Source organism: Helicobacter cetorum MIT 00-7128 (assembly GCF_000259255.1).
Classification (GTDB): domain Bacteria; phylum Campylobacterota; class Campylobacteria; order Campylobacterales; family Helicobacteraceae; genus Helicobacter; species Helicobacter cetorum_B.
In genome coordinates, this window is sequence record NC_017737.1 from 1568796 (window position 1) to 1590209 (window position 21414).

General features: G+C 35.6%; 19 protein-coding genes and 1 tRNA gene. 10 read left to right on the plus strand and 10 right to left on the minus strand.

Features of this window, described 5'->3' with window-relative positions:
* Window positions 1–9: 9 nt before the first annotated feature.
* The 6 genes from HCW_RS07190 to HCW_RS07215 form a co-directional block, all read right to left on the minus strand.
* A complete protein-coding gene (locus HCW_RS07190; RefSeq protein ID WP_014661567.1) occupies window positions 10–690 on the minus strand; it encodes a F0F1 ATP synthase subunit A in 681 nt (226 codons plus the stop codon).
* Window positions 691–818: 128 nt separating this feature from the next.
* Complete coding sequence (gene guaB, locus HCW_RS07195; protein WP_014661568.1) at window positions 819–2264, minus strand: IMP dehydrogenase; 1446 nt, start codon at window positions 2262–2264, stop codon at window positions 819–821.
* A 13-nt stretch (window positions 2265–2277) separates the two neighbouring features.
* Window positions 2278–3639 (minus strand): Asp-tRNA(Asn)/Glu-tRNA(Gln) amidotransferase subunit GatA, encoded by a 1362-nt coding sequence (gatA, locus tag HCW_RS07200; protein ID WP_014661569.1) that lies wholly within the window; start codon window positions 3637–3639, stop codon window positions 2278–2280.
* A gap of 71 nt (window positions 3640–3710) precedes the next feature.
* Window positions 3711–4304, minus strand: coding sequence for a dephospho-CoA kinase (coaE, locus tag HCW_RS07205; RefSeq protein WP_014661570.1), 594 nt, complete (start codon window positions 4302–4304; stop codon window positions 3711–3713).
* Window positions 4305–4322: 18 nt separating this feature from the next.
* Entirely contained in the window at window positions 4323–5111 is a 789-nt protein-coding gene (locus tag HCW_RS07210; RefSeq protein WP_014661571.1) for a spermidine synthase, read from the minus strand.
* A gap of 218 nt (window positions 5112–5329) precedes the next feature.
* The gene (locus HCW_RS07215; protein ID WP_014661572.1) at window positions 5330–6175 is read right to left on the minus strand and encodes a hypothetical protein; all 846 of its coding nucleotides are present in this window, start codon (window positions 6173–6175) and stop codon (window positions 5330–5332) included.
* Between the two features lie 75 nt (window positions 6176–6250).
* Between HCW_RS07215 and der the strand changes: the two genes are divergently transcribed.
* The 10 genes from der to HCW_RS07265 all read left to right on the plus strand — a co-directional run bounded on the left by der (window position 6251) and on the right by HCW_RS07265 (window position 17694).
* A complete protein-coding gene (der, locus tag HCW_RS07220; RefSeq protein ID WP_014661573.1) occupies window positions 6251–7672 on the plus strand; it encodes a ribosome biogenesis GTPase Der in 1422 nt (473 codons plus the stop codon).
* A 167-nt stretch (window positions 7673–7839) separates the two neighbouring features.
* Window positions 7840–8121, plus strand: a complete 282-nt coding sequence (locus HCW_RS07225) for an HU family DNA-binding protein (protein ID WP_014661574.1) — start codon at window positions 7840–7842, stop codon at window positions 8119–8121.
* 49 nt (window positions 8122–8170) lie between these two features.
* Window positions 8171–8247, plus strand: a tRNA-Arg gene (locus HCW_RS07230).
* A gap of 490 nt (window positions 8248–8737) precedes the next feature.
* Window positions 8738–9340 (plus strand): LPP20 family lipoprotein, encoded by a 603-nt coding sequence (locus tag HCW_RS07235; RefSeq protein ID WP_014661575.1) that lies wholly within the window; start codon window positions 8738–8740, stop codon window positions 9338–9340.
* An 18-nt stretch (window positions 9341–9358) separates the two neighbouring features.
* Entirely contained in the window at window positions 9359–9970 is a 612-nt protein-coding gene (locus HCW_RS07240) for a hypothetical protein (RefSeq protein WP_014661576.1), read from the plus strand.
* Entirely contained in the window at window positions 9967–11745 is a 1779-nt protein-coding gene (locus HCW_RS07245; RefSeq protein ID WP_014661577.1) for an OmpP1/FadL family transporter, read from the plus strand. Before HCW_RS07240 ends, HCW_RS07245 begins: the two co-directional genes overlap by 4 nt.
* A 12-nt stretch (window positions 11746–11757) precedes the next feature.
* Window positions 11758–12741: a UDP-N-acetylglucosamine 4,6-dehydratase (inverting) gene (gene pseB, locus HCW_RS07250; RefSeq protein ID WP_014661578.1), complete on the plus strand. Its 984-nt coding sequence runs from the start codon at window positions 11758–11760 to the stop codon at window positions 12739–12741.
* On the plus strand, window positions 12738–14015 hold the full coding sequence (gene coaBC, locus HCW_RS07255) for a bifunctional phosphopantothenoylcysteine decarboxylase/phosphopantothenate--cysteine ligase CoaBC (protein WP_014661579.1): 1278 nt from the start codon (window positions 12738–12740) through the stop codon (window positions 14013–14015). The genes pseB and coaBC overlap by 4 nt, the downstream gene beginning before the upstream one ends.
* The gene (locus HCW_RS07260; protein WP_014661580.1) at window positions 14015–14752 is read left to right on the plus strand and encodes a hypothetical protein; all 738 of its coding nucleotides are present in this window, start codon (window positions 14015–14017) and stop codon (window positions 14750–14752) included. Before coaBC ends, HCW_RS07260 begins: the two co-directional genes overlap by 1 nt.
* Window positions 14753–15285: 533 nt before the next feature.
* Window positions 15286–17694 carry a hypothetical protein gene (locus tag HCW_RS07265; protein WP_014661581.1) on the plus strand — a complete coding sequence of 803 codons (2409 nt, stop codon included), beginning with the start codon at window positions 15286–15288 and terminating at the stop codon, window positions 17692–17694.
* Window positions 17695–17711: 17 nt separating this feature from the next.
* Here HCW_RS07265 and HCW_RS07270 read toward each other — a convergent pair whose 3' ends face one another.
* Genes HCW_RS07270 through neuC form a run of 4 tightly spaced genes read right to left on the minus strand, consistent with a single transcriptional unit; the run spans window position 17712 to window position 21397 of the window.
* Window positions 17712–18647: an alpha-2,3-sialyltransferase gene (locus HCW_RS07270; RefSeq protein ID WP_014661582.1), complete on the minus strand. Its 936-nt coding sequence runs from the start codon at window positions 18645–18647 to the stop codon at window positions 17712–17714.
* Window positions 18644–19588 carry an alpha-2,3-sialyltransferase gene (locus HCW_RS07275; protein ID WP_014661583.1) on the minus strand — a complete coding sequence of 315 codons (945 nt, stop codon included), beginning with the start codon at window positions 19586–19588 and terminating at the stop codon, window positions 18644–18646. Before HCW_RS07275 ends, HCW_RS07270 begins: the two co-directional genes overlap by 4 nt.
* Window positions 19581–20234 carry a cytidylyltransferase domain-containing protein gene (locus HCW_RS07280; RefSeq protein WP_014661584.1) on the minus strand — a complete coding sequence of 218 codons (654 nt, stop codon included), beginning with the start codon at window positions 20232–20234 and terminating at the stop codon, window positions 19581–19583. The genes HCW_RS07275 and HCW_RS07280 overlap by 8 nt, the downstream gene beginning before the upstream one ends.
* Window positions 20231–21397, minus strand: a complete 1167-nt coding sequence (gene neuC / locus HCW_RS07285) for a UDP-N-acetylglucosamine 2-epimerase (RefSeq protein ID WP_014661585.1) — start codon at window positions 21395–21397, stop codon at window positions 20231–20233. The genes HCW_RS07280 and neuC overlap by 4 nt, the downstream gene beginning before the upstream one ends.
* Between the last annotated feature and the right edge of the window lie 17 nt (window positions 21398–21414).

Below are 21414 nucleotides of genomic sequence, written 5' to 3' on the forward strand. Positions count from 1 at the left end.
CAATGCCCTTTAATGCTCCTCATCTACTAAAACGGCTCCTGCTAAATACACATAAGTAAGAATCATAAAAACAAAAGCTTGCAAGATTCCCATAAAAAAGAGAACCATAAAAGGCGCTACAGGAACAACCCAAGGCACAAGCAAAAGCATAATAAGCAAGAACATATCATCGCCTTTAATATTTCCAAACAAACGAAATGATAAAGACACAATCCTAGAAAAATGTGAAATAATCTCAATAGGGAACATAAAGGGGGCAAGCCATTTTACAGGTCCCATAAAATGTGCGAAATATTTCAAAACTCCATGCTGTCTAATGCCCTCAAAATGGTAGTAGAAAAACACGATAAGCGCTAAAACAAGCGTAAAACTCCAACTAGCCGTAGGAGCCTCAAAACCCGGAATAATACCTAGTATGTTGCAGAAAAATACATATAGTGCAATCGTGCCAGCTAGGGGGAAGTATTTGCGAGCCAATTTCTCGCCTATTATGTCCTTAGCTACGCCTAAAATAGCGCTGATAATAGTCTCATACACATTCTGCAAACCTATAGGCACCATTTGCATTTTATGGGTTGCCAAAACAGAAATAAAGAGTGTAATCAACGCACACACTATTACATAAAATCCGGTAATAAAATCATGATTTGAGCTAAAAAGATTAGCAAAAGTAAATAATCTGTGTTCCATAAATTCTCTTATGCCTTGTCAAAATAAAATTCCCTAATTGTAGCAACTAAGTGTTAAAAAACCCATTAAATTAAGCTTTTTAACGAGTTTTTATAACTTTTGTCTAGTTTATTATCTATCTTAAAATTTCACCCATAGTAATTAGGGGCTTCTTTAGTAATATCCACATCATGCACATGGCTTTCTTTTAAGCCAGCAGTGGTGATTTCTACAAATTCAGCATTCTCATAAAGCTCTTGGATATTTTTCGCACCCTGATAACCCATAGATGAACGCACACCCCCTACTAATTGAAAAATCATATCAGAGACTTTACCACGATAAGGCACACGCCCCTCAATGCCCTCTGGCACTAATTTTTCACTCGCTACACCTTCTTGAAAATACCTATCACTGCTCCCCTTAGTCATAGCTCCAATACTTCCCATACCCCTATAGCTTTTATATTGTCTGCCTTGATAAATCATAAAATCACCCGGAGATTCTTCTGTGCCAGCTAATAGTGAGCCTATCATCACACTTGATGCGCCTAAAGCTAGAGCCTTAGCCACATCACCTGAATATCTAATCCCTCCATCTGCAATAATGGGAATATCAAATTTAGACGCCACTTCTACGCAATTATCAATCGCACTCACTTGTGGCATTCCAACCCCTGCTACAATTCTAGTGGTGCAAATACTTCCTGGCCCAATACCCACTTTCACTGCATCTGCCCCTGCACTGATTAAATCATTTGTGGCCTCTTTGGTTACCACATTACCCACAATCACATCTACAACTAAGCTCTTTTTAATCTCTTCTAAAGTGTGTAAAATATTCATTGAATGTCCATGTGCACTATCTAAAACAAGCACATCAACTCCAGCTTTAACCAACATTTCAGCTCTATCTAATTGCCCCGCACCAATAGCAGCCCCCACTCTTAATCTTCCAAAATCATCTTTATTAGCATCGGGGTATTCAATGCGTTTATGAATGTCTTTAATCGTGATTAAGCCTTTTAAAACATTATTTTTATCCACGATAGGCAATTTTTCAATCTTGTGTTGGTGCATTAAAATTCTTGCCTCTTCTAAACTAATGCCTACATGAGCGGTAACTAAAGGCATTTTTGTCATCACATCGCCTACTTTTTTACTCAAATCGTTTTCAAAGCGCACATCTCTATTGGTTAAAATTCCAATTAGCAAACCATTTTCATCTACCACAGGCACACCTGAAATTTTATAGTTATCTGTAATCGCCTTAGCATCAGCCAAAGTTCTATTAGCTTGAATGAATATAGGGTCATTAATGACTCCACTCTCACTTTTTTTAACCTTAGCAATTTCTTTTACTTGCGTGTCAATATCCATGTTCTTATGCACAATACCAATGCCTCCAAGCCTTGCCATAGCAATGGCAGTTTTATGCTCAGTAACCGTATCCATAGCCGCACTAATAAAAGGGATATTCAAACTAATATTTTTGGTTAAGCGAGATTTTAGACTCACATCTTTAGGCAATACACTAGATTTTCTGGGCACCATTAACACATCTTCAAAAGTCAAAGCTTTTTGTAAAATTCTCATTTTTTATCCTTGTTTAGTCAAATTTTAAACTTAATTCTTGCTCTAGGGCATAGGAAACATCTAAGAGACTTTGCTCATCAAAAGCCTTAGCAACAAACTGCATACCAATAGGTAATCCCATAGAATCCTTAGCTATTGGTAATGAAAGAGCGGGCAAGCCACTTAGATTTGCTCCAATAGTGTAAATATCGCTTAAATACATGTCTAATGGGCTTGCATGGTGGTTAAATAATGGCGCTGTTGTAGGAGCAACAGGCGTAAAAATCAAATCCACATCTTCAAAAATCTTATTGTATTGCTCTTTTATCATAGAGCGCACTTGTTGGGCTTTCACATAATAAGCGTCATAATAACCACTGCTTAATACAAAATTCCCTAGCATGATACGGCGCTTTACCTCATCTCCAAAGCCCTCACTTCGGCTTTTAATGTAAAGCTCTTTCAAATCTTTAACATTTTCAGCCCTTTTTCCATAACGCACCCCATCAAACCTAGCTAAGTTTGAACAAGCCTCAGCCGTGCTAATGATGTAATAAATAGAGATTTGATAATGCGAATCTAGCATGTCTTTTTCTACAATTTCATGCCCCATTTCTTTTAAAACTTTAAGGGTGTTTTCATAGGCAAGTTGCACTTCTTTACTAGCGTCTTTAATATGGTCTTTTAACACAGCGATTTTAAAGCGCTTGTCTTTATCTAAATTTTTAAAAGTTTGAGTAGGTTTTAGATTTGCGCTTGTAGAATCCTTATTGTCATGCCCACTAATAGCATCAAGCAAAATAGAGGCATCTTCTACATTTTGCGTGATAGGCCCAATTTGGTCAAAGCTAGAGCAATACGCTATAAGTCCATAACGGCTCACTCTCCCATAAGTAGGTTTCAACCCCACACACCCACAATAGCTTGCTGGCTGTCTAATAGACCCCCCTGTATCACTTCCTAAGGCTGCAATGGCTAAGCCCCCTGCAACTGCTGCCGCACTTCCTCCGCTACTACCTCCGGGAACTCTATTTTTATCTCGTGGGTTTTTAGTAATCCCATAGCAACTTGATTCAGTGGTGCTTCCCATAGCAAATTCGTCCATATTAGAAAGACCAAATCCTGCCATATTATTAGCATGCAGATTTTCAATCACACTAGCATCATAAGGAGCTACATAGCCTTCTAAAATCTTGCTTGAGCAAGTGATTTCCCACCCTTTAACATTAATATTATCTTTAATAAGGATAGGAACACCACTACTACTAGCACCATTAATGCTTGGGGCTTTAATATAGGCATTCAAATCAGAGGCTTTTACTTTAGTATCAATCTCAGATTTTAGGGTTTCTAATTCTTGCTTGGATAAAGAAAGAGCTTGTTTTAGGGTAATCATTTATTATGACCTTAAAGAAAAATTTAACGCATAGTCTAACATGCTTAAAATCAAAGCGAGCTTATAAGAATTCAAAGCGTTTCTAAAAAGCGCTCTAAATAATATTGCAATTCTTTTAAAGTAGCACTATTATCTATAACATAATCACTCAAAGAACGCTTTTTTTCAATATCCATTTGACATTCAAGGCGTTGTAGTATTTCTACTTCTTTGAGTTTATCTCGCTCTAAAACACGCTTGATTTGCAAAGCTCTAGGCGCATAGACCAATAACACGCTTTTTATTGGATAGCTACTTTTGCCCCCCACTTCAAAAAATAAGGGAATATCTAAAAAATAGGGCTTATTAAGCGCATCTAATAAAAGCGCCTCTTTTAACATCATCTCACGAATTAAGGGGTGTAAGAATTTCTCTAGCCATTCTAGTTTTGTCTTATCATTAAAAACAATAGCCCCAAGTTTTTTTCTATTAAGCGTATTGTTTTCTAGGATTTCTTCGCCAAAATACTTAGCGATTTCTAGTTGGTTTTCCCCTAAAAGCTTATGAGCGATTTTATCCGCATCCAACACTTTATAGCCATGCAATTCTAATAACCTAGCAGTTGTGCTTTTGCCTGTGCCTATACCCCCGGTTAGAGCAATAGCATTTTTTAGAGCAAATTCCATAAATATTCTCTAAAAATATTAATTTTTAGAAATCCCTCTAAAAGTCTCTTCTAAATTCTTAGGTAGTGCAAAAGAGGCTCTATGAATATCTTCATTATAATACTTAACACCCTCTAGCATATCTACCTTTTGCAACCACAAATCCGCTAAAGGATGCACGCTAGAAGAGGCATAAATATAACCTTTATTGCTTAAGATTCTCAAAGGCGCTACAAAAGGCATAGCAATAGAGAAAAACTCGCCTGCATTTCTTAAGGCTTGCTCCATGCCCTCATGCCCTAATAAGGGGTGTTTAGCTACAGCGATTAACACGCCATCTTTTTCAAGCATTCTTGATAGAGCATCTAATTGGTGCTTGTTTGGCTCTTCTAAGCAAAAAATCACATCATATTTTTTAATCTCTAAATCTAAAAGTTTTTTAGCATGTGTGAAACGCTCATTATTTTTTACCGCATGAAAGTGTGGGAAAAAGCTAATAAAACTATCTAAAATTTTTTCATCTTCTTGAACAAAATCTATATTAGTGCCGTGTTTAAAGAGTTGGTGTGCTAATTCTAAATCAAACCCTCCAACAATAAGAGTGTTTTTAACTTCTTGCTTGGTGCAACCACCAATATGAGCAAGCAACTCGCTTTCAATATGCAAAAAGTTCTTAAATAACAACTGATGATTAAGCATAGCAATTTCGCCAAAATCTTTAGATTTAAAAATTTCTAAAATATTATGCTCACTTCTTACATCAAGCAGTTTGGCTTCTATTGTATATTCCTTACGCAAATATGGCGTAATTTCTTGAGTTATCCACATATAGGGTTTCCTTCCTTAAAAACAAAATTCCATAAAATCAACAACCCTTAAATAATTTAGGCATAAGTTAGCATAAAAAATGCTAAAATACCATTGTTTTAACACTAAAGCCACTATTTATGGGTGATTTTTCAGTTGAAGTCTAGCATATTAAGCGAAATTATACAAATTTAATTACAATTACAAGCACTAAAACCTAATTAACACTAAAACCTAGATTATTTGTAACATTCCAAAAACAATTCTGCGTAAGTTTTAAATCCTACTCTTTGTCTAAAGTCTAAATCAATGCTAATTTCTTTATGCTGATTATCAAATTTATCAGAGGCTTTCTTTTTGAAAACAAATTGGCATTTTTGCAAGTTTGAAAAGCTAAGCGCTTTCTTGGTTTTAATCATATAAAAATTAGTGCTTGTTTTTTCTAGTCTAAATTCATTGTATTGAGCTTTTGAATTAAGATTATTTTTATTCTTTGTATGGATATAAGAGGCAATCTTACCCTTAAAATGTGTGATTTGAGTAGCGGTATTATCAAAAGCAAAGGTTTGGATTTGGCGCTCTCTATAGCCCCTATTCCCCTCTTTTAAAAATCTTTTTAAAGCTTTAGATTTAACTTCTATTAAAAACTGATTATGAGCGTTTTTTAACAACCGCACTTCTTTAAGATTTAAGGGATAAAAGCTTTGTTGGGAATATTCAATCTTTGTGGCATTTTTATGAGTTTTAGGAAAATTAGTTACTTCTTCGCTAGGCTTTTTTTGCGTTTCATTCAATAATGGGTATGACACCAATGAAACATTAGAGTTTTCTTCATTAAAAGAGCTAGAATTGTATCCATAATTCAAATTGACATAATGAGCCATTTTATAAGGCATTGCTCCCCTTAAATAAAGAGTTTCGCTAAAAACTTCATAATCAGACCCCACATAATCAGGGCGCTTAGAGCCGTCATACTCATGCGCATGCATGCGTTTTTGCATATTCAAAAACCCCTCTTGCGAACAAGACAAAAAGCACCCCATAAAAACCACTATCACGCTCAAATTTTTTAATCCCAAAAACACAAGAACCCTTACTTTTAAGCTTTAATAACTATAATATTGTAATCTAATTTTTGTTAAAGTGAAACTACAATACCTATGAAAAAACACAATAAAACCTTAAAAACTATCGCTATTTTAGGCCAGCCAAATGTTGGTAAAAGCTCTTTGTTTAACCGCTTGGCAAAAGAAAGAATCGCTATCACTTCTGATTTTGCTGGCACAACAAGAGATATTAATAAGCGTAAAATCCTCCTTAATGAAAAAGAAGTAGAGATACTAGATACAGGTGGGATTCATAAAGACGCTATTTTGTCTAAAGAAATTAAAGCGATTAATTTAAAAGCCGCTCAAATGAGTGATTTAATTTTGTATGTCGTAGATGGCAAAACTATTCCTGAAGATAGCGATATTAAACTTTTTAGAGAGATTTTTAAAATCAATCCTAATTGCTTTTTAGTTATCAATAAAATTGATAATGACAAAGAAAAGGAAAAAGCCTATGCGTTCGCCTCTTTTGGCGTATCAAGTCATAGAAGTTTTAATATCTCTGTTTCGCACAATAGGGGCATTAACGCACTCATTAATGCTATATTGCTTGAATTAAATCTCTTAGTAAACTTAGAAGAAGATGATGATTTAGACATTTTAGAAAGCTTAGAAGTCCCTACTATCAATGAAAATCTTGAAAATGAAGAATTGGAAGATGAAAATGAAGAAGAAATCATTCAAGTAGGCATCATTGGGCGGGTGAATGTGGGCAAAAGCTCATTATTAAACGCTCTCACACAAAAAGAAAGAAGCATTGTTTCTAATCTAGCTGGCACCACCATTGACCCTATAGATGAAACCATTCTAGTGAATAATCAAAAAATTTGTTTTGTAGACACTGCAGGCATTAGGCATAGAGGCAAGATTGAAGGCATTGAGAAATACGCCCTAGAGCGCACCAAAAAAGCTTTAGAAAAATCTCACATCGTACTATTAGTTTTAGATGTGAGCGCGCCTTTTGTAGAATTAGATGAAAAGATTAGCTCTTTAGCCGATAAACATTCTTTAGGCATAATTCTCATTCTAAATAAATGGGATATCCGCTATGCACCCTATGAAGAAATCATAGCCACTTTAAAAAGAAAATTCCGCTTTTTAGAATACGCCCCCATTATTACTACAAGTTGCCTAGAATCACGCCATATTAATGAAATCAAAACTAAAATTTTAGAAGTGTATGAGCAATTTTCTAAACGCATTCCTACAAGTTTATTAAACCAAACTATCTTAAAGGCTACGCAAAGACACCCTTTACCAAGCGATCATGGAAAGCTTGTTAAAATCTATTATGCCACGCAATTTGCCACCAAACCCCCACAATTTTCTATTGTGATGAACCGCCCTAAGTCTTTACATTTTAGCTATAAGCGTTATTTAATTAATACCTTAAGAAAGGAATTTAATTTTCTAGGCACACCCCTAATTATCAATGCTAAAGACAAAAAAGGCGCTAATAAAGAGCAAAATTGATAAAAAAATTAAATTAACTCTATAGAATGGGTACTTCAAGCTTGATTTATGCTTGAAATTTTGGCTATAATTGCCCCTTGTAAGTCAAAGCTTAAGAGCGCTTGTTTTTAAAAATTTAATTTCAAGTTAGCATTAGTTTTTGATATTTTTTAAAAGGGGTTTTTATAATGAATAAAGCGGAATTTATTGATTTGGTTAAGGAATCAGGTGAATTTAGCAGTAAGAAAGACGCAGAAAATGCTATCAATGCTTTCACTCTAGCAGTAGAGACAGCTCTAAGCAAAGGTGAGAGCGTAGAATTAATTGGTTTTGGTAAGTTTGAGAGCGTTGAGCAAAAAGGTAAAGAGGGTAAGGTTCCCGGGACTGATAAAACTTACAAAACAGAAGATAAGCGTGTGCCTAAGTTCAAACCCGGCAAGATTCTTAAGCAAAAGGTTGAGGGCAAGTAAAACAGCTCCTAGCTTTTCTAAAAAGCTAGAGCTTTTTGCGCAATAAGTTGTCTTTGTAGCTCAGCTGGATAGAGCGTACGATTCCTAATCGTAAGGTCGTGGGTTCGAATCCCGCCAAGGACACCACTACAAAACACTCTTCCACCGGTATGTTTTAAATTTAAAAACTCCATTCAATCTGCTTTAATCAAGTATTATAAAATAAGAATTGGTATTTAACAATTTCTATTTAAAATTTATTTCAAGTTTAAAAGCTCCATTCAATCCATTTTAATTAAATAGATGATTAAATAAACATGCGCCATTCATTAAGGGCGAGTTTAGCATTTAGCTTGAATGAAATTAATATTACCAATTATTCAATAGCATTCATCTATAAATAATATTTTATCTATACGCACTCATTATATTTTAAAAATATACACAATCACCCCCTACCTTAGCCTCCCCTTATCCAAGTTTTTCTAATCAATATAAATCAATCATAAAAACAACCAATAAATTAGTTTAATGAGTTTTATAACAAGCTTAAAACACTCCTTATAAAATCACAAAACACAAATCCTTACAGAAAAATGATATAATACCCCCATTGAACTCACACAAGGAAAAATTCATGCGTCTAAATCCTACCTTAATTGGTATTAATTCGTTACTTGTAGCAACTCTTTTGATGAGTGGTTGTAGTTTGTTTAAAAAGCGTAGTTCTAACGCTCAATTAATCCCCCCCTCAGCTACAGGCTTGCAAGCCCCCATTTATCCTCCTACCAATTTCACTCCAAGAAGAGTCCAGCCATTACCTAGCCCTCGCTTTGAAAATAATAATCAGCCAATAGTGAGAAATAACCCCACTAACGCCATTCCTAATACCCCTATGCTAACACCCAATAACACCATAGAATTAAGCGCCGTAGGTATGGGTGTGGCTCCAGAATCTACTATTTCGCCCTCTCAAGCTCTAGCTCTAGCTAAAAGAGCGGCCATTGTAGATGGCTATCGCCAATTAGGCGAAAAAATGTATGGTATTAGAGTGAACGCTCAAGACACCGTCAAAGATATGATTTTACAAAATTCTGTGATTAAGACTAAAGTGAACGCTCTCATTCGCAACGCTGAAATCACTGAGACCATCTATAAAGACGGCTTATGCCAAGTGAGCATGGAGCTTAAACTAGATGGCAGAATTTGGTATCGCATTTTGAGTGGAGCAAGAGGTTAAATCTATTTTTATTAAGCTATGCGACTTCTAAAAACTTGCTTATTAGTCTTGGCGCTTTTGATAACTTCTTGTGCCAAGCACCCTTTCTCTAAGCAAACCCCAAAAACTAGGGAGCAAATCAAAGCAGATGAAGAGCGCAAAAAAAGGCAAGAGACTTTAGAGGCTTTACGCCAATTCAAGCTTATTTATATCAACACACCGGTTTTTCGCTTTTATGATTATGGCACAATCAAAAAGGATAAAAGCCACAATATTGAAGTAACCCTCTATAAATTCAGTCAAAAAGTAGGCGATATTTTTATGACTAAACACGACATCTGTTTTTCAGGCAGATGTTCGGCTAAGTGGTTAGCCGCAAGGGATTTGTTTGGCAAAGTGAGTTATGCCAATTTATTTGATGAAATCGTTTTAGGAAGAGATATTTTTAAGGGCTTAGGCAAACGCTACTTAACCCCTGATGATGTGATTCAGCGCTTTCAAAAAAGCGGCGACATCATTCTTTATGAGCGTAAAAAAGGGCTGATTTCTTTTCAAAATTTAACTAAGCGTATTGCCATTAGGATTGAGCAATACGAACCATCACTGCAAGATATAGAAGACAATGAAAATGTTGATAAAGAACTCCCATGAAAAAAATAAAAAACCATTCTTTTAAAACTTTAACCCAAAAATCTTTTTCCCCTCCTTTAAAACTAGGCTCTTTTCTACTATCCTTATTGCCCACCCTCTCCTATGCTAATGGTTTTAAAGTTCAAGAACAAAGTCTTAATGGCACCGCTCTAGGCTCTGCATATGTTGCCGGAGCTAGGGGTGCTGATGCCGTGTTTTACAATCCGGCTAACATGGGCTTTGCCAATGATTTAGGCGAAAATAAAAGCGAATTTGAAATCACCACCACCGTGATTAATATCCCAGCTTTTACCTTTAAGGTCCCTACCACTAATCAAGGTTTGTATTCGGTTACGAGTTTGCAAGTGGATAAAAGTCAGCAAGATGTTATGAAAATTATTGGCATCATTGGATTAGGCAATATTTTACACGCACTTGGCAACGCCGGTGGCTTACCAGAAGCCATAAATCGCATTCAAGGACTGATGAATTTAACCAACCAAAAAGTCGTAACGCTTTCTTCTGCACCGGACACTCAAATTGTGAATGGCTGGACAGGCACGACTAATTTTGTATTACCCAAATTCTTTTATAAGACTCGCACGCATAATGGCTTTACTTTTGGAGGGAGTTTCACTGCTCCTAGTGGCTTAGGCATGAAATGGAATGGTAAGGGCGGAGAGTTTTTGCAAAATGTCTTCATTATGATGGTAGAGCTTGCCCCTAGCATGAGCTATACGATAAACAACCGCTTTTCCGTAGGCATTGGCTTAAGAGGGCTTTATGCAACCGGAAAGTTTGATAACACCGTTTATGTGCCTTTAGAGGGCGATTCTATTCTTACAGCACAGCAAATCCTAAACTTACCCAATGATGTTTTTGCCAATCAAGTGCCAAAAAACATGATGTCATTACTAGGCAATATTGGCTATCAACCCGCCCTTGAATGCCAAAAAGCCGGTGGAGATATTAACACCCAAAGCTGTCAAAACTTCTACAATGGTTTGAAACAAATCATGGGCTATAGCGGATTGCAAAAAGCTGTAGCAAGCCTTTATGGCACGACCAAAGTCGTGCAACAATCTAATGGCAATGGCATGTCAGGGGGATACAGACTAGCTGGAAGTTTGCGGGTGTTTGAAAATGGCATGTTTTCTGCGGTATATAATTCTTCAGTTACTTTTAATATGAAAGGCGATTTAGTCGCTATCACACAGCTTGGCCCCTCTTTAGGAAATGTTCTTACTAAAGGGAGCTTAAACATCAATGTTTCACTCCCCCAAACTCTCAGTCTAGCTTATGCGCATGAGTTTTTTAAAAAGCGCTTGAGAATTGAGGGCGTGTTTGAGCGCACCTTTTGGAGTCAAGGGAATAAATTCTTAGTAACCCCTGATTTTGCTAACGCCACTTACAAGGGCTTGAGCGGAACGGTTGCCTCGCTCAATTCCGAAACGCTTAAAAAAATGGTCGGCTTAGCGAATTTTAAAAGCGTAATGAATATGGGGAATGGCTGGAGAGACACTAATACCTTTAGATTAGGCGTAACTTACATGGGGAGGAGCTTACGCTTAATGGGAGCACTTGATTATGACCAAGCCCCAAGCCCTCAAGACGCTATTGGTATTCCAGATTCCAATGGTTATACCATAGCTTTTGGGGCTAAATACCATTTTAGGGGCTTTGATTTAGGTTGGGGGGGAAGTTTTACTTTTAAGAGCAATCGCTCTAGCTTGTATCAATCCCCAACGATTGGACAATTAAGAATTTTTAGTGCCTCTTTGGGGTATCGTTGGTAAAGGAAAAGTTGTATGCTAGATAACAAAACTATATTAATCACAGGTGGCACAGGAAGTTTTGGCAAGTGCTTTGTGCGTAAGGTTTTAGACACTTCAAAAGCTAAAAAAATCATTGTCTATAGCCGAGATGAGTTAAAGCAAAGCGAAATGGCAATGGAATTTAATGATAATAGAATGCGCTTTTTTATCGGCGATGTGAGAGATTTAGAACGCTTAGAATGTGCTTTAGAAGGCGTGGATATTTGTATCCATGCTGCAGCTCTTAAACATGTGCCTATTGCAGAATATAATCCCTTAGAGTGTATCAAAACTAACATCATAGGCGCAAGCAATGTCATTAATGCATGCCTAAAAAATGAAGTCTCTCAAGTCATTGCTCTAAGCACCGATAAAGCAGCTAATCCTATTAATCTCTATGGGGCTACTAAATTATGTAGCGATAAGCTCTTTGTGAGTGCGAATAATTTTAAAGGCACTTCAAAAACACAATTTAGCGTGGTGCGTTATGGTAATGTGGTGGGGAGTCGGGGAAGTGTGGTGCCGTTTTTTAAAAAATTAGTTCAAAATAAGGCGAGTGAAATTCCTATTACAGATATTCGCATGACAAGATTTTGGATAACCTTAGATGAGGGGGTTAATTTTGTGCTAAAAAACTTAGAGCGCATGCATGGGGGCGAAATTTTTGTGCCAAAAATTCCTAGCATGAAAATGACTGATTTAGCCAAAGCCCTAGCTCCTAATATTCCTATCAAAATCATAGGCATTCGCCCAGGCGAAAAACTCCATGAAGTAATGATTCCTAAAGATGAAAGCCATTTAGCCCTAGAATTTGAAAGCTTTTTTATCATTCAGCCAACTATAAGCTTTCAAACACCTAAAAATTACGCCCTTACCAAGCTTAATGAGAAAGGGCAAAAAGTCGCCACTGACTTTGAATATAGTAGTAACCACAATAACACATGGCTAGAGCCTAAGGATTTATTAAAATTACTATGAATTTTTTAGATGATTTATTTTACCCCTTAAGATTATTAGAAAACAAACGCATTTTATTGTTAGTGAGTGGCTCAATCGCTGTATATAAATCCCTAGAATTAGTGCGATTATTGTTTAAAAGTGGGGCAAATATTCAAGTAGCAATGAGCGAAGATGCCAAAAAGTTTGTAACCCCCTTAAGCTTTGAAGCCCTAAGTCATAACAAAGTCTTGCATGCACAGAATGAAAAATGGTATTACAACCACAACAATACCTTACATCATAATCATATCGCTTGTGCTACAAACTCTGATTTACTCATCTTTGCTCCCTTAAGCGCTAATAGTTTGGCAAAAATTGCTTATGGAATAGCTGATAATGTAGTAAGCGCGACTTTTTTAGCTTGTAACAGCCCTAAAATCCTAGCCCCTAGCATGAACACTAACATGTTATTAGCTAAAGCAACCCAAAGCAACTTAAAACGCTTAGAAGAGTTTGGTTATATTATTTTAGAAACACAAAACGCCCTTTTAGCCTGTGATACTAAAGGCAATGGAGCGATGGCTGAAGTTTTAGAAATCCTTTTTAAAGCCACCCAAACACTCTTAAAAGACACTTATTTTGAAAATAGAGAAGTTATAGTAATAGGCGGAGCGAGTATAGAAAAGATTGATAGCGTTCGCACTATCAGTAACCTTTCTAGTGGCATTCAAGCAAGCACTCTTGCTTTGGCTTTGTATTTTAAGGGGGCAAAAGTAACTTTCATTTCATCTTGCTTTCCTACTCCTTTGCCTAAAGAAATCACAAGCATTCAAGTTAGCGATACCAAATCCTATGAAAACGCTTTGAATAATACTACCACAAACCTACGCCCCCATTCTCAAAAGCCCCTACTTTTTAATCTCGCTGCCATTAGTGATTATGTGCCAAAAACAACCTTTAATCATAAGCTTAAAAAAAGCGAGCTAGGTGAGTGCTTGAATATTGAATGCATTCAAAATAAAGATTTGCTCGCATCTATAGACGCTAAGAAATTTGTCAAAATCGGTTTTAAAGCCGAAGATAAAGAAGATAAGGCCATAGAAAACGCTAAAAATCTTTTAAACTCATCTCAAAATCATGGTAAAGACTGCTCAATGGTCGCTTTAAATCTCATTAAAGATAATCGCCCCTTTGGTTCATTAGAAAACGAATTAATGCTCTTTACGCACCATAAAACCCAAAACATTTCTTCCACAAACAAATTAGAAGCCAGCTTTAAAATCCTTGACTTTATCAAAGACAACGCCCTTTAATGCTAGAAGCCCTAAACGCCCTTAATCAGCTTAACACTCTTAGTTCTAAAAATACCACGCACAATTTCAACGCCACTTTACCCATACTCTTAAAAGTGCTAGAAAAACAAGATAAAAATCTTTTTCTCTTGCAAGTGGGTAATAGAATCATACCCACTCAAAGCGAGCAAGAATTACAAATCAATCAGCCTTATTTTGCAACTATGCAAAGAAATCAGCTTGGCGATATCGTGCTTAAAAACCTAGTCATAGCCCCCAAAATTTTAGAAGAACTAGATGACTTACCAGCCCTTGAGATTAAGCATTTAAAAGAAATATTGACTAAAGATTCAAGCACGCCTTTAAAAGAATACAAAGAGCTTTTGAGCGAAAAATTAATCCATGCTAAGAACTCTCAAGAATTTTTGAACCTAGCTAACATGCTTTTAAGCTTGCAATCACAAGTCTTAAGTTTTGTCATTCAAAACGAACATAAAAAAGCCTTTTTGCAAATGAAAGCTAAAAAACAGAGTGTTGATTTTTACGCCCTTTACCCCAACTTAGGCGAAATAAATGGCAATATTTATCTCAAAGAAAAAGAAAAGCAACTTTTTTTAAAAACCACACACCAAAGAACCAAAGAAGTTTTAGAAGAACAAATCCATTCGCTTTTTGGCTTTGCTAGGGTTGAAATTGTGTGCGAAAAAGTGAGTATGCTCTTTAAATTTGAAGAGAGACTATTAGACACGCTGGGCTAGAAAAATCAGCCTAAAACCTTAAAATTGTTTCTTAAAAATACACTTACCCCCTTAGAAAAACATTTGATAATTAATGCTGATTGTTTTAAGTTATTTTTAGAACTTTATTAGATAACATACGCAAAGGTAAAGATGCGCCTAGTATTTCTTAATATATTTCTTAATATATTTCTTAATATATTTCTTAATATATTTCTTAATTAGGTCTGTTACTTATAGATAAAAGGACAAATCTAAAATGAGAAACTCTTTTAACAGCTTTTTAAAAGTAATGTCTGCAATCCCTATACCCCTATCTATACCCAAAAAAATTCGTTTTTTTTTTTTTCTTAAATAGTATTTTTTATCTTGTTTGTTTAGGAAACTTATTAGCTCACCCAAAAGACGGCTTTTTTGTAGAGGGAGGCTTACAAACAGGAACTTTACAGACTGAGACCTACGAGCAATCCTACATTACTTTAGACAACAAGCCCAATAAAGAACCTAATAGCCAAATTATCCAATCTAGCATTTTAAACAAAAACGCCCATTCAGTGTGGTGCAATCCTAGCGACCCCTCGTGCTATTTTAAAACCAATAATAGTTTAAACACTTGTGCCATTGGCGATAAAGCATGTAATAATGCTTGCAATGGTGCGAAAAATTGCATGGACAATAATTCACTTGTCTCTCAAAGTGTCTTAGATAGTATCAAGGTCAATACCGATGCGCTTGTTAGTGCGAGCTTAGATAAGGGGGATTTAAAAATCAGTAATTTCTTGCCCTATAATTTAAGTAATGTAACTTTAATGGCTCACATCAATGGCAAGGAAATCCCCCTAGCTCTCTTAGAAAATATCTCAGCGTATGAAGACTACACTCTAAATGCCAATACGATTACCAAGCTTAAAGAACTCCTAAAAACTGATTCTAATATCACCTTTAGCTTTCAAGCCTCTAATTTTTCCAATACTCAAACCACTAGAGTGCTAGAGCAAATGAACTCTATGAAAGAAAATCTATGGCTTAAATTTAGCGATAACCCCTATGGAAGTGCGAATAATTGGATTAAAATGAGCGTGCAAGATGTGGAAAACTACATCAATATCTATGAAAACCTAAGCGCTCTTTTAAACTCTCAAAGCTTTAAAAACGCTGTTTTAAACGCTCCCTTTCAATTTTCTAACGACCAATCCCCTTTTCAACAGGCTTTGACCGAAGTAGTGGATATTAATGGCACAATGTATAGGATAGGCGCTATGACTAAAGCCTTTGAAGAAGAAAACCACCTAGACCCACAAAAAGATAAAATCATAGGGGCAATCTACACTATGGGAAAAGACCCCCAAATTAAAGGCTATATCACACAAAACACTGCTTATAATCAAGGGCAATACTTCATTCATTTTGCAAGTAAAGGGCAAAACTATAAAGAAGTGCAAGGCAAAATCTATTTTGAACCCGAATATAATGGCGATGTGCCTTATGCCATGATAAATGGCAAAAAAGAATATGGCGCATGCATTAGCACTTCCAACAATAGCTCGCAATATGTGCCTACAAGCGAATGCTTAAATAGCAATCAAATCAGAGACCCCTACACAACAAAAAATGGTGCTACCATTCAATGGGTTTCTTACAATGTTATCTCTAAGCAAAAGATTTATGATACTTATACCAAAAGCTATGGCGTTACTCTAGGGCTTTTAAGTAAAGGGGCATGGGGTGATGAGGGGGCAACCTTTCCTAATAAACAAATTATGGGGTTGCAACAAGGCTTGATTTCCCCCACTAATAACCAAGCCCTACTCAACTATCAAAAATTCTATGGCTATAATGACAACTATAACACCCCTAGCCGTGTTGAATATCTCCCCCCAAAAATCTGTGGTGCAAAGTGCTACCAAACCGTTCAAGATAATGGCATGAGTGCTCGTAGCTCTATCAATGTATTGTTCCATGAATTTGGGCATCTTATCGGTTATAATTGGGGTAATAATCCAAATGAACTTAAATTTAAATATGAAGTTAAAACAAACAATAAAATAGAAATCAAATACAAATACAATGGCAATTTATATATAGGGCATTGTGGGGATTTGACCTTTCCGGGCGGAGAACTAAGCGGAGATTATGGACACGATGGTTTTCATTGTAACCTAATAGGTCCAGTAGGCTCTGGGGACTACCCCCTAACCTATCCCCTCTACATTCCTAATAAAGCTGGGCCAAACACCAACAACCCTGTCATCTTTGCTGGAATGACCGGGCTTATGTTAAGCGTGTATATGAATTTAGAAAAAAACAACCAACTCACCATTAATTACAACACCATTGGCAAAAACACTCAAAGAGCCAAAGAAGAAGTGTTAGTGAGTAAAATGCGCTACAGCCTCGCACAAAAAGCCACCATAAGGCATATTCTAAGTGCTTTTTCCAAAAGGACTACCAATGCGATGATAGGATTTGATATTTTAGGGGGGTATCAAAAATATTATAATGATTATGTAGGGATTTCTTACTATGGGTTTTTAAATTACAACTATTCCAAACAACGCAATTTCTTAAATCAAGTCAATCAAATTGGCTTTGGTATCGGCTCAAACTTATTGCTAGATTTTTTCACAACTTATAAAAACACTATCATAAGAAATCAAAAAGATAAAACAAACCTCATTAAACAAAAGCTTTTTCAAAGCTCATTAGGGAGCTTTCTAGGCTTAAGAGCCGTATATAATGGCTATGCTTTTGCTAATTCCTACACCAACTATGGTAATTTAAATTTTATAGGTGGGTTTAGTTATAGAATCAAGCATTCTAAATATTCTATTGGTATTTCTATCCCCCTTATTCAAGACACTATCAAAAAGGCTCAACATAATCCATTAAGCTCTAACTATGCAAGCTTAAATCTTGGAGCAAGCCATTTCAATGTGTTTTTTAACTATGGGTGGGTATTTTAAAATATAAATAAGACTTATTAATCTTTTTTAGTCTTTAAAAATGCCCTTAGGGTTTCCAAAATTAAAGATAAAAAGCCTTTTAAAAAATAGTAGCTATCTTTAAGCAACAAGAAAATGAAGTTGCTCTCATTAATACCCTTTTTTCTCAAAGCCCCTATAAAAGTGCTTTTTAAAGTGCTTTTTGGCGCTACTTGCTCTTCTTGGTTAGGAATATTTTTAAAATAATCTGTTGTTTGAGTTTTTTCTTTCCCTAAATCTAGGCGTTCTTTGACCTCATTAGAAACACCCTTTTGTGAAGATAAGGGCAAAATTTGTGCTAATGCGCTATTAGGCACTAAAGCATAGATTTTTGCGTAGTTCTTAGCTAATTCAATGGCTTGAAAATCCAAACTTTTAGAATGCTGGCAATCTGCATGAACGGGAAATAAAGCGCTTTTCTCCTCATAAAAATGCCCTAAACTATTTTCATAAAAATCAATCCCACACAAATAGATTTCTTTATAGCCTAGAGCAATCGCTACAATTAACATCATAATTCCACTTGTAAAATGCTGATTATAAAAATTGCGGTATTTTGAATGCAAGGCAAAAAATGGCTCTAAATCCTTTAAATACGAATAAGTAGAACGAATCCCAACATAATTTCTATCTAGGTATTCTTGCGTCAATTGCTGATGATTATTAAAATAGTCATACAATCCCACATGTGTGCAATAAATTTGCTCCAAATGATACTCGGAGTTTTTAACTATGGATTGAGCTACTTTCATTTGCAAATCAAACACACAAGCGTTAAAAAACACCCCCTTAACTTCTTTTCCCAAATAATACTTGTCTTCAAAATAGAATTGATTACATCTAAAAACATCAAAGTCTTTAGGAAAAAGCGAATAGTCTAAATCTTTGATGCTAGGGCCATTGCCGGCAATAATAAGGGGCTTTCTTAAATTCATGCAAATTTCCCTTTAAATATTACTCTTGGGATAGTTATTACCCCCCCCCCCCGAAAAATCATCTGCAAAAACTTATCCTTTAATCTTTGTAAATAATTTTTAAAAGACTTATTTTGAGAAAATCTTTCATCAATATTCTTAGATTCCAATAGTTTTTCTTCTAGTGGCGAAGAAACAATCAAATCACTTGTATATCCTATGGGTTTATCTAGCAACTCAAAAACATGGTTAGCTTGTAAATTCAAAGGTAAAAGATGATTTAAAGGGCTATTTGGAACTAATGCGTAAAGTTTAGCATACTTTTGACAAAGATAAATGGTAAGCATATCGTAATAAATATTATGACAGTCCGCCATATGGTTTATAAAATGTTGGCTTTGATTATCATCATAAAAATGCCCCCAAGAATTTGCTCCAAAATCAACTCCTACTAAGTAAATCTCTTTATATCCTAAAACAATTGCACTCAAAAGCATTAAGACTCCCGCACTTAATTCTTTAGAATAAGTTTTTAAGTGGTATTTAACATGATTTAATATTTCTTCATGTTCTCCAAATAAGCTAAAAGTATCACGAACAAAAGGATAATTTGCCCTTAAATACTCATCAACAGACAAAATAGTTTGATAGTCCCCATTAAAATCATGTTGCTCTTTGCTTACAGAGCAAAAAAATTGCTCAATATAGTATTCATTATTATCAATTAGATGTTTTGCTGTATTCATTTGGTTATGAAATACACAAGGATTAAAAAACACCCCCTTAACTTCTTTTCCCAAATAATATTTGTCTTCAAAATAGAATTGATTACACCTAAATACATCAAAGTCTTTAGGGAATAAGGAATAATCTAAATCTTTAATACTAGGGCCATTGCCAGCGATGATTAGGGGTTTCTTTTGATTTTTTTCATCAACTTGAGAAAATATTTTTTCACTCATTAAAATCCTTTAAATTATCTATATCTAGAGCATGCGAAATAGCTATTTCATAACCTATCAAGCTGTCATTCAAACTCGTTTTTTCATCTAACTCACTTGTTTGAGAAAGATAAATCGCCCCATTGACTTGATAAAAATGTGGAATATCTTGACGCCTAATGGTGCTATTAGCCCTTAGCAACGAAGAGAGTTGGTCATCTTTAAGAGTGCGTAACAAAAAGGGGTTAATCTCTACTTTATGCACGCTTGCTAGACTTTGAAAATGATTTTTAGCATAGCATTCCCACGCACCTAGAATATCCTTAGTATCTCTTAAGGGCGAAGTAGGTTGTAAAATCATCACATGATTAAAATGCATGTTTATTTTAGAATAATTTTCTAAAGTCTCTAACAAGCCTAAAATCGTAGGGGCGGTGTCGCTTGAATTTTCTTGACTTCTTAAAAACGGCACACTAGCCCCATATTTTAAGGCAATTTCTTTATAGACTTCGTTATCCGTGCTTACCATAACCTCATCAAAAAGCTTTGAATTTAACGCACTCAGTATCGTATGTGCCATTAAGGGCAAACCTCTAAATGCCTTAATATTCTTATCTTTCACGCCCTTAGAACCACTTCTAGCAGGAATATAGGCTAAAACTTTCACTCACTCACCTTTCTTACTATAAAGCTTTTTTGCGTAGGCGTGTCAAACAACTCTAAATTCAAACTCGCCAAAAACTGCTTAACGCTATTACCTTCGCCAAAATGAGAGTTCTTTTTTAAAGTATTTTTTAATGTTAGAGCCTTGTCTATGGCACATAAAATTTCATCTCTTTTTTCTCTAGCGTTGATGATATGACTAGCTTGACCTCTATTATTTTGTCTTGTGCCAAGATTGACACAAGGCACACCATAAACCCCAGCCTCTCGTATCCCGCAACTTGAATTACCGATAATAAACTCTGCGTTTTTTAAAAGCGTTAAAAAATATTCAAAACGCATACTAGGAAAACTAACAAAACGCTCTTTATTATCACTTAAAGTCTCTAAAGCTTTTAAGATAATGTTTGAACCTAAATCATTATTAGGGTAAATCACCACAAAATTTTTCTTACTCGCTTTGATAGCCTCTAAGACTTCAAAAATGTGTTTAGGCAAACTAGGCACTTCGCTCACTACAGGGTGATAAATCAAAATCGCATAGTTATTTTTAAAACGCTTTATTTGATAATAATATTCTAAAACTTCTTCTAAGCTAGGTAAATTCCCTAACATCACATCAATATCGCTAGAGCCGATATTAAAAATACGCTCTTTTTTCTCCCCTAGCTGAATAAGATTTAATTTAGCGTCTTCATTGCAAACATAATGAATATGCGCGAGTTTTGACACACTATGGCGGATACTTTCATCTATGGTGCCCGAAACTTCACCCCCCTCAATATGCGCGCATAAAATATTATTGAAACTTGCCACAATCGCACATGCCAAGCTCTCTGTCCTATCTCCATGCACCACGATTAAACTAGGCTTTTCTTGGGCTATAAATGATGAAAATTGCGTGATAGTAGTAGCTAAGGCTAAATCCATAGCAATTTCATCTTCATAGGGCTTACTTAAAAAAACATGCTCAAAACCATCTTTTAAAATTTCTACATAGGTGTTGCCGTATTTTTCTAGTAAGTGCATACCGCACACAAAAATCCGATAAGTGATTTGATGATTTAAAGGGTGTTTGGAGTTTTTTAAATCTTTTATCGCTTTAATTAAAGGCTTGAGCTTACCATAATCTGCTCGGCTATTAGTTACAAAGACAATCTTTTTCATATGATTGCCTTGTTGTT